This window comes from Enterobacter sp. Ap-867 (assembly GCF_011752855.1).
GTDB lineage: Bacteria > Pseudomonadota > Gammaproteobacteria > Enterobacterales > Enterobacteriaceae > Cedecea.
On sequence record NZ_VWWS01000016.1, the window covers coordinates 1 to 8983 of the forward strand.

Annotated in this window: 9 protein-coding genes; 2 read left to right on the forward strand and 7 right to left on the reverse strand. The window is 49.2% G+C overall.

The genetic code is table 11. The annotated features are described in order from the left end of the window. Positions 1-142 precede the first annotated feature (142 nt). From F3J26_RS22330 to ampH, 3 genes are all read right to left on the reverse strand, one after another. Positions 143-1254, reverse strand: a protein-coding gene (locus F3J26_RS22330) for an IS3 family transposase (protein ID WP_442892347.1) whose coding sequence is annotated in 2 segments (ribosomal slippage) — positions 143-993 and positions 993-1254 — 1113 coding nt in all. Because the reading frame shifts where the segments join, the coding sequence is not laid out codon by codon here. A 395-nt stretch (positions 1255-1649) separates the two neighbouring features. After that, positions 1650-2507 carry an LAP family class A beta-lactamase gene (gene blaLAP, locus F3J26_RS22335; RefSeq protein WP_008460137.1) on the reverse strand — a complete coding sequence of 286 codons (858 nt, stop codon included), beginning with the start codon at positions 2505-2507 and terminating at the stop codon, positions 1650-1652. 498 nt (positions 2508-3005) lie between these two features. After that, positions 3006-4166: a D-alanyl-D-alanine-carboxypeptidase/endopeptidase AmpH gene (gene ampH, locus F3J26_RS22340; RefSeq protein WP_008460138.1), complete on the reverse strand. Its 1161-nt coding sequence runs from the start codon at positions 4164-4166 to the stop codon at positions 3006-3008. Between the two features lie 270 nt (positions 4167-4436). Between ampH and F3J26_RS22345 the strand changes: the two genes are divergently transcribed. Then, entirely contained in the window at positions 4437-5309 is an 873-nt protein-coding gene (locus F3J26_RS22345) for a LysR family transcriptional regulator (protein WP_008460139.1), read from the forward strand. A gap of 209 nt (positions 5310-5518) precedes the next feature. Here F3J26_RS22345 and F3J26_RS22350 read toward each other — a convergent pair whose 3' ends face one another. From F3J26_RS22350 to F3J26_RS22365, 4 genes are all read right to left on the reverse strand, one after another. Next, positions 5519-6052 (reverse strand): P-loop nucleotide/nucleoside kinase family protein, encoded by a 534-nt coding sequence (locus F3J26_RS22350; protein WP_008460140.1) that lies wholly within the window; start codon positions 6050-6052, stop codon positions 5519-5521. Positions 6053-6119: 67 nt separating this feature from the next. After that, positions 6120-6632, reverse strand: a complete 513-nt coding sequence (locus F3J26_RS22355) for a DUF6622 family protein (protein ID WP_008460141.1) — start codon at positions 6630-6632, stop codon at positions 6120-6122. A 59-nt stretch (positions 6633-6691) separates the two neighbouring features. Beyond that, complete coding sequence (locus F3J26_RS22360) at positions 6692-7195, reverse strand: helix-turn-helix domain-containing protein (protein WP_008460142.1); 504 nt, start codon at positions 7193-7195, stop codon at positions 6692-6694. A 145-nt stretch (positions 7196-7340) separates the two neighbouring features. Next, positions 7341-8144 (reverse strand): MBL fold metallo-hydrolase, encoded by an 804-nt coding sequence (locus tag F3J26_RS22365; RefSeq protein ID WP_008460143.1) that lies wholly within the window; start codon positions 8142-8144, stop codon positions 7341-7343. 625 nt (positions 8145-8769) lie between these two features. On the opposite strand from F3J26_RS22365, the gene F3J26_RS22370 reads away from it, so the two are divergent. Next, a partial coding sequence (locus tag F3J26_RS22370; protein WP_353621181.1) for a transposase occupies positions 8770-8983 on the forward strand: 214 nt, incomplete at its 3' end.

The following is an 8983-nucleotide window of genomic DNA, read 5'->3' on the forward strand; positions in this document are numbered from 1 at the left end:
CATACAGAGATGAGTCATTATAATAATAGCCAGAACAGACTTAATCAGCATTGTCTGAAAGATGCCCGCCTTCCAGCCCAAACTGCACGAAAGAAAAGTAATAAGCCATATACGAAGTAAACATTTTGTAAGTACACCCGTTTTAGTTCCACGCACTTTTTGAGGTTTCTGGTTTTTCAGCCATCAGCCGATACTCTTCCGGCGTCAGGTTATTCAGGGACTCATGAGGTCGCTCGCTGTTATATTCCATCAACCAGCGCTCAGTAATTTCCCGTGCTTCATTCAGTGTTCTGAACAGATAAAAATCCAGGATTTCTGTCCGGTACGTCAGGTTAAAACGCTCGATAAAGGCATTCTGTGTCGGTTTGCCTGGTTTAATAAATTCCAGCACCACACCATGGTCTTCGGCCCATTGCGCCAGCGCAAGTGAGACCAGTTCTGGCCCGTTGTCCATACGCATCTTCAGCGGATATCCACGGTTTGCCACTATCCTGTCCAGCACCCTGACGACCCGTTGAGCCGGAATATTCAGGTCGATTTCTATCGCCAGGGCTTCGCGATTAAAATCATCCACCACATTAAAGGTACGGAAGCGCCGGCCACAGACCAGCGCATCGTGCATAAAATCGATGGACCAGCTTTGATTAAGCGCTTCCGGCATTATCAACGGAGCCGGATTGCGTACCGGCAGACGTTGTTTACCCTTACGACGAAAATTCAGTTTCAGCAGGCAGTAAATCCGGTGAACACGCTTATGGTTCCAGGTGTGCCCCTGCCTGCGCAGAAGCTGGAACAGCTTCTTAAAACCGTATCGCGGATAGCGCTCCGCCAGCTCAGTCAGTGCCTGGATCACCCGTTCATTGTGCCGGGTATCGGGCTGGTAAAAATAAACCGTCCTGCTCAGCGATAACATCCTGCATGCCTGACGTACACTCATCGAAAACACCTCTTTCAGATAGCTGACGAGTTCACGCTTTATCGCTGGCTTTAAAGCTTTTTTTCGATGACGTCTTTTAGTGCGCGGTTTTCCAGACTCAGGTCGGCAAACATCTGTTTTAGGCGGCGGTTTTCGTCCTCAAGATCTTTCATCTTTTTGATATCAGAGGCTTCCATCCCGCCAAACTTCGCTTTCCAGTTGTAGTAAGAGGCCTCAGAGATACCCGCTTCGCGGCAGACATCTTTGACGGTGCGTCCGGCTTCGACGGACTTCAGCACAGCGATGATCTGGTGTTCGGTGAATCGTGCTTTACGCATGGCGATCTCCTCGGGAACATAATCAGTATGTCGGAAGATCTCTAAAAGTGAATGGTTCGGTTAAGCGGGATACTTACAAGCGGAATAAAATATTTTACTGATTACCTACCTCAGGCCATCAGCTCTCTGCCCGGTGAACGAATCGAACTGGATGATTTGGTGAAGTACATTACCCAAATTACCTCAAATATTACATAGATAATTTGTCGGCTCATTCACTGCCTACGCAGTCTGCATCGCTACAGATAACTTTCACCTAGACGATGAGATACCTACTCTGAAAGCGGCCAAGATTCACCTGTTAATTACATGGAAAACAAGTTGTCTTAGCCACTCATCTTACAGTCCGGAATACCAAAGTGTGGGTCTGGAGTGAACTAATCTTTGAAAACATATTACCAGTGCTTAATAATTGAATCTCCGATCCCTGCAATATGTTCGTTAAGTTCATTCATGGATGAATGAGTATTGGTAATATAGAGAATAACTATTCGGGATGGTTTTCCTCTGGGCCCCAACAATGCAACGATGCCACGAGAGCCGTGTTCACCTGCTCCTGTTTTATCCGCTATCATCCAGCCAGCTGGCAGTACAGAGCGGAACAGAGGCCCGCCAACTTTATCTTCCTGCATCCACGTTATTAATTTTTGCTGTGATGCTATCTTGAGGAGACTCCCATTTAACAATTTTCGTAACGTCTGAGCCATTGCAGCCGGAGTGGTAGTATCACGCTCATCGCCAGGTAGCGCTTCATTCAGGCTGGGTTCGTGTCGATCTAGTCGTGTATAATTATCACCAGTGCTTCGCACAAATTGGGTTAATCCCTCCGGCCCGCCAATTGTTGATAGCAATAAATTTGCAGCAGTATTATCACTGGTGGTAATGGCAGCATTACATAATTCAGAAACCGACATTCCATCTGCAAGGTGCAGACTGGTTACTGGTGAATAGTCATCCAGGTCATGCTCATTATAGGTAATTCTGCGTTCAAGCTGTTCAAGCCCTTTATCAACGCGTGCTAATACTGCCCCACATAACAAAACTTTGAATGTGCTCATCATAGGGAAGCGTTCTTCATGGCGATGACTACCCAGTACCTTTCCGGATAAAAAGTCTATTTCAGTAAAACCAACCCGACCTTTGATATGGTCTTCTGTGGTTTGTATTGTATCAGTGATATTGACTGGTGTAGATAGTGCTGGCGTGCACATTCCAGCCAGCAAGGGGATTATCATAAGTCGAATCATTTTCATATTAGTATCCTTTATTTTGCATGTTAAATTAATGTGTTAAAAGTTAAATACTGAGCCAACAGGACCTCTTCGGCCAGACTGTTGGTGCACTTTCGGACCATGTGAAGCATCTGATGCAACCTCAACCCGAAATACACGTCACTCTGCATCATTCTGATTACTGCCCTGGCAACCTGAGGGTCCTATCAGAACTGGTATGTTATGCCCATTATCAAAGCATCTTCGTTATTCTGAGTGAACTTTTGGCAGCCCCGTGATGTTGTTGAATTTGTAAGCAATATCCAGGTTCAGGTTAGAATTCAGGCAATACGTGATACCTGTCGTCACATAGTGAGTTGCCCAGGCAGTCTTACTATCGATTATCGAGTTTGCCCCAATATACCCAGGGAAATACATTACAGGTGTTGTTCTGCGAGGAGCCGGGTTCTGGCGAAATCCGGGCACATTTCCGCTGACAGCACCCGTTTTTTATGGAGTCAGATGCTGCCACCCGACCCGTTATGAAGCCGGACTGATGCGTTCCCCGGGGGCTGCTTTTAACAGGAGCGGGATAAGGCTGTTCGTTTCACGCGTTAAGGCTGAGAACATATCCAGATCCACTTTTGTCACAGAGACAAAGATCCCCGTTTTTTCGCCGGGGACCAAAACCATATAACTCATAAAACCGCCGCCACCACCGGTTTTCTGGATCATTACCGGGGAGTCAACCGAAGGCTGGATAAAGACCCAACCCATTCCCAGCCCCTGCGCTTTCCCTGCTAAATCCAGACCCGTAATGGATTTGAGTTGCTGTCTCTGCACGTACATTGCCTGCTGAACGGCTCTGAGCGCTGGCTTTTCAGGATGACGGATATTCAACAGATGCTGCATCCAGCTCGCCATGTCCCTTGCGGTGGAATACATCCCGCCGTTGCCGGCGGCTGCCGTTGTATCCGTGCAGGGACCGGCAGGATCGATGCCAGAGCCTTCCATGAGCCGCTGACACTGAGCGCTGTCAGGCTGGGTGGTGGTGTCTTTCATGCCCAGCGGGCCCGTCACATTTTCCCGCATAAGCTGCAGGTAGGGTTTTTTACCTGCAGCTTCCATAGCATCGGCCAGCAGATCGTATCCCACATTAGAATACTGCGCCTGTTCCCACGGCGCGGTCAGGGTCGGCTTCTGATTCAGCCAGTTCCAGCGGGCAGGCCTGTCCGGCCACGTGAACGGAGCTGAGCCGGCTGGTGCCTGACCCGGGATAAGTCGCGGCAGCCCGCTGGTATGTGTGGCAAGCGAAATCAGGGTAACGGGATTGCCGCGGCTCACCTCAGGTACTGTCATCCCCGGGGGAGCATACTTCTGAAGCGTGTCGGTCAGCCTGAGCGCTCCCTTATCGGCAAGCTTAACCAGCAGCTCTGAGGCCAGAATTTTTGACATAGAGCCGACCCGAAGCAGCGAGTCGGGCGTGGGGCTGGTATGGTTGCCTTTAGCCGTTTCACCATAGGCACGATATGTCACCTGACCATTCTGAATAATGGCCATGACCATAGCCGGAGGATTAGTGTCATGAAATATCTGTGCAGATTTCTCAGCAATTTGCTGCTCGGTCGTCATCTGGCCAGCATTGGCATAACTGGCGGCCAGCAGGCTGGCCACGGCCAGAAACAGTGATTTTCTCTTCATCCAGGTTTCCCTAATAAATATTGTTCAGTGAGCTGATTACCGAGATGTTAATGAATACTTTGGGATGCATTCATTGTGTTAATCAGCAGATAAATGCGAATAATCGCCAGCCGCAAATAAAAATTTAAAGCCCGGTTTAATTAATTATAAATTTCGCAATAAATAACAAGTATGTCGCACCGGTCAGGAAGCGGGATTATGTTGATAATCTTGAATGCTGGCAAACGATAAAAATTTGTATTAATTTAAAGAAAATCTAAAGGATGTCCTATGCGAAAAAAACCTCCCCTGAAGGCCCTCAAATCTTTTGAGGCTGCCGCCAGACACCTCAGCTTTACCCGGGCCGCGAAAGAGCTTTTCGTTACCCCAGCCGCCGTCAGCCAGCAAATCAGAATTCTTGAGGAGCGTCTGGGTATCACGCTTTTCAGACGACAGTCCCGCAGTCTGGAGCTCACAGAGGAAGCCGCGATCCTCTATGGCGGACTGCACGAGGCGTTTCGGACAATAGAAAATATTTATCATAAGTTTGAAGGCGGGGAATATAAGGAAGTCCTGTCGCTGGGCTGTGTAGGCACGTTTGCCCTTGGCTGGCTTGAGGCCAGGCTGGGGCGTTTCCAGACGCTTCATCCCCATGTGGATGTCCGTCTGCGTATTAACAATAATATCGTCAATATTGCTGCAGAGGGGCTCGATCTGGCTATCAGGTTTGGTACCGGGATATGGCCCTCAACCAATAATGAAAAAATATTCGACGCGCCGTTTGGCGTGCTATGCGACCCGGAAATGGCCGGGCGGCTTCGCGCACCACGTGATTTGCTGAACGAGAGGCTGCTCCGTTCTTACCGGATCAATGAATGGGAAGACTGGTTCCGTGAGGCCGGCGAGGACGTTGCTGTCATCAGCGGTACGGTCTATGACTCGTCAGGACTGATGATCCAGACCGTTATACATTCCGGCGGCGCGGCGCTGGTTCCCCTGAAAATGTTTACACGGGAGCTCACATCCGGGCAGGTTGTGCAGCCCTTCGAAACTGAGGTCAACGCCGGCAGCTACTGGCTGACATATTCTAAATCCAGAATCATGCGCCCTGTGGTCAAAACCTTCAGGAGCTGGCTTCTGAGCGAAGCGCTGTTGTTTGAATAAACGTATACTCAGACTGCCCGGGCACGTTCTCTTAAAGCATGGGAAGGCCTTGATGCCTGGTGATTAAAGTAATACGACGCCTGTCTTAGACGAAGCTTAGAGCCTTATCTGGTACGAGGCTACGGTGGCGGCTATCCGATAAGCTCCTAAATATCACGCCACGTTCGATACACCAGACGTTCATACAGCGTAAGAAAAATTAACGATTACTACCGATGTATAGTTAGATTGTTTCCAATCCTGTCTTGCTCTGTTAATGCCAGGATTCTGTTTACACACTCAGTAACTGTTAATTTCGCTGTATCAAGTTGAATATGTTCCCTGTACCATCGTTCATAGTGACGGCTTTGCACTTTTCCCCAGTCAGGTACAGTCAAACCGGGAATATCTGAAACTCTGTTTTCCACTCGATGCCGATGCTGTTCTTTGTCCGAACAAATTATTTCAATTTCTATGAATGGAATTTCCAGTGATATAGCTATATCACGAAAAGCATCACGCACAAGATTAATATCATTAACCGAATCTGTCACCACCGTTGACCCTAGCTTAAGATTCTCACGTGCTAATGCATATATGACAAAATACCCTTCAGGCCCGGGCTTTCTCTCTGTTTCAAACGCCGAAAGAATGGCCTGCTCTACAGTATCCACCCGTAAATACACAGCGCTCAATTTTTCGCACAACATTTTTGCTACAGTACTTTTTCCAGAACCCGGCAACCCGTTCATAATTATCAGCATAATTTTCCCTTTTGGAATACATTTGAGGAGTTACTATTAAAAATAAAATACACATAAATGGTTCAATTCACAATTGAGTGAGATGTTTGTTGTACCATGGTATAAATATCCTTAGTGTGCCTCCCCAGAATACTCCATCATTCAGTCCGGTGAGCCCACCCATTAGCAGACAGAAGCTCGCTGACGCCGCAAGGCCAGGCTGAAGGAAGAGGGCTGAAGTAAGAATGAATTTTGTACAAAAAGTAATAACGATCATGCCCAGCGTCAGCGGCGTCCCGGCCCTGATAACCGTACCTGGGTTGCCTGAATCCTGCAGGGGAGTTTGTGCCCCCCACATCCAGTAGCCGAGTGCTCCTCCCGCGAGTAATCCTGCGACCATCATGGTGAGACTTACTCCTGCCCTTTCTGTTTCAGTCATAACTCCGTAGCCTCCCCAGACAAGAAACAGTACAGGGAGCAAAAAAAGCCGTCCGATTTTCATCTCTCTGTCATAAAGGGCGGCAAAACCACGGCGAAGTAAAAAAATCAGCAGGAGCCAGACCCAGAACGGTACATGAAGTAAAAATTCAGACAGGTTCATCGTTTTTCCTTTTCGCTTAATGATGATTACATTTAGCCGCAGAGAATGGCTCCAGCGTTTTACTTGATTGCCCGAAGGTTATTTTCCTTTTTTGTGCCCGGACGGAGGAGTTTATTCAACCTGCGTTGTTGCCATGACTTAAGCCGATCATGAATAACAAACACCCTGCCCCCCCTGAACATAACCAGAGTGCACCATATGGCCGTCACTACAAGGGACCAGTAACTTTCCGGAGTAAGCAGATAGTTTATAACCATCATTGCGGTGCATGTCAGAAGAGCCCTTGTTAGTATCCGCCAAAACGTCATTTCCCGGGCAACCTGGGCTCTGGCATCACTGATACGTTCATCCAGCGTGTTAACGGCATCCCCGGCCTCTTCCAGGAGCTCAGATACGCTGACGTCAAAGGCTGAGGCAAGCGCACTCAACGTTTCAAGACCAGGTTTCTTCCCTTTTTCAGTACGCTGAACCGTTCTGACTGAAAGCGAGGCGACTTCTGCCAGCTGCTCCTGAGACCAGGCCTTCTTCAGGCGAAGGGCTTTCACTTTCTCTGCGACGGTCATCGATAACCTCATATCTGGTGTATGTTGGTAGCGGCTAAGATATTCGCATTTCCTGCCGGCACAGTACACGACACGGGCCTGACAGTAAGACGACACAAACGAGACAGGTGCAGACCGAATGACAGGATGAGCCTGTATCACAGACTTACTCTTCAAAAATAACGGTATCTCCGCAGGCGACAGGATGCGTGTTCCTGAGCCACAGTTTTCCCCATCTTCCTGTGCAGTGGCAGCCCAGCAGTTGCTCAGGTGCGATCTCACGCAAAAAAGCTTTCAGCCTTATCAGCCTGAGCGGTGATGCTGCCCGCAGATGAAATCCCCCGATAAGGGCGTACACGCGTTTTTCCCCCGTAATGTTCATGCAGTGGCGAACGGTGTTCTCCAGCCCACGATGGCCACACCCGGTTATAATGACCAGCCCGCGTGATGAGCACCAGATAAGCACACCCTCATCAGACACATAATCAGGCGTGGCGTTCCTGTAATCGGTATAACCCCAAGGCTTCGGGCTTTCCACGGGGATTTCACCACTCCAGACAAAACGTCCTGCCACGACCCGCGGGATTTTACTGTACTCCACGTTAAGTCCGCGAAAACGCTCCACGACCGAAAGTTTCTTAAGAGGAATGACCTTTCCTGGAAGCCTGACGGCGGCATACCTTTCCTGTAAAATGCCGGGATGACAGATAATCCTCGTCCCGGGGGCAAGAGACGTTATTCCGCCGCAGTGATCGTAATGCCCGTGGGATAATACAACCGCGTCCAGGTCTGTCAGCGGCTCGTTGATCAGCCTGGCGTTGCGAACAACGGTTTCATCCGCACCGGAGTCAAACAGTATCCGGCTCTCTCCGTCGTCCAGAAGAATGGAGAGGCCTGCACGGGCCTGCATTCCTGCAGCCGCGTGCGGGGAAAGATGGTTTTCGACCAGAATGGTCATTTTGAGTGTCACAGCTTAGTTCTCCCTTCGAAGGTAATTACCCAATAATCCTGACAGCAGACCTGTTTCCTGGTCCAGAGCAGCATTCTTCTCACTGCAGCAGATAAAGACTTATCAGCATGCCAGTCCGCCATATCCTGCTCCCCGAAAGCAGCCAGATTTCTGCAGAGATAACGAAAATGAATGAGGCTGTCAGAACGATATCCACCCTGTTCAAAAAAAATAATTACCCGCCTTAAAACCTGCGCTTATATTCATTACAGAGTACATCCCGCTGCGTCACCTGTTTAAATAACACTGAAATGGAAAGGGATTAATGACTATAACGTCACTAAATAGTGATAGTGTACTCATGGAAAGACCTCACAGGACAAATAATGCAATTACGAAAAAGAGCGCTTGCTGCCGGAATTCTCGTACCCGCAATCCTGACTACACTGCTGTCGTCAGTCATGGCCTGGCGCCAGCTGAGCAGAGACACGGCCGTCACGGCAGACATACTGATGAGTCAGGTCGACCACGTAACACCCATTGCCCGCTGACCTGCTCCCCGTTGATTAATACACACCGATGTTAGTAATGTCTTCATAAGCCACATGAGGACATCCCCATGAAGAAGCGTTTTTCCGACGAATAGATCATCAGTATCCTCCGCGAGGCTGAAGCCGGGGTTTCTGCCCGTAAGCACGCCATTTCCGACGCCACCTTTTACACCTGGCGTAAAAAGTATGGCGGTATGGAGGTGCCCGAGGTTAAGCGCCTGAAGTCGCTTGAGGAAGAGAACGCCAGGCTCAAGAAGCTGCTTGCCGAAGCCATGCTGGATAAGGAGGCGCTTCAGGTGGCTCTGGGGC

Bases quoted from the DNA above. Each gene is read 5' to 3' on its own strand.
- blaLAP (WP_008460137.1), bottom strand. From the start codon at position 2,507: ATGAAAATGATTCGACTTATGATAATCCCCTTGCTGGCTGGAATGTGC.
- ampH (WP_008460138.1), bottom strand. From the start codon at position 4,166: ATGAAGAGAAAATCACTGTTTCTGGCCGTGGCCAGCCTGCTGGCCGCC.
- F3J26_RS22345 (WP_008460139.1), top strand. From the start codon at position 4,437: ATGCGAAAAAAACCTCCCCTGAAGGCCCTCAAATCTTTTGAGGCTGCC.
- F3J26_RS22350 (WP_008460140.1), bottom strand. From the start codon at position 6,052: ATGCTGATAATTATGAACGGGTTGCCGGGTTCTGGAAAAAGTACTGTA.
- F3J26_RS22355 (WP_008460141.1), bottom strand. From the start codon at position 6,632: ATGAACCTGTCTGAATTTTTACTTCATGTACCGTTCTGGGTCTGGCTC.
- F3J26_RS22360 (WP_008460142.1), bottom strand. From the start codon at position 7,195: ATGACCGTCGCAGAGAAAGTGAAAGCCCTTCGCCTGAAGAAGGCCTGG.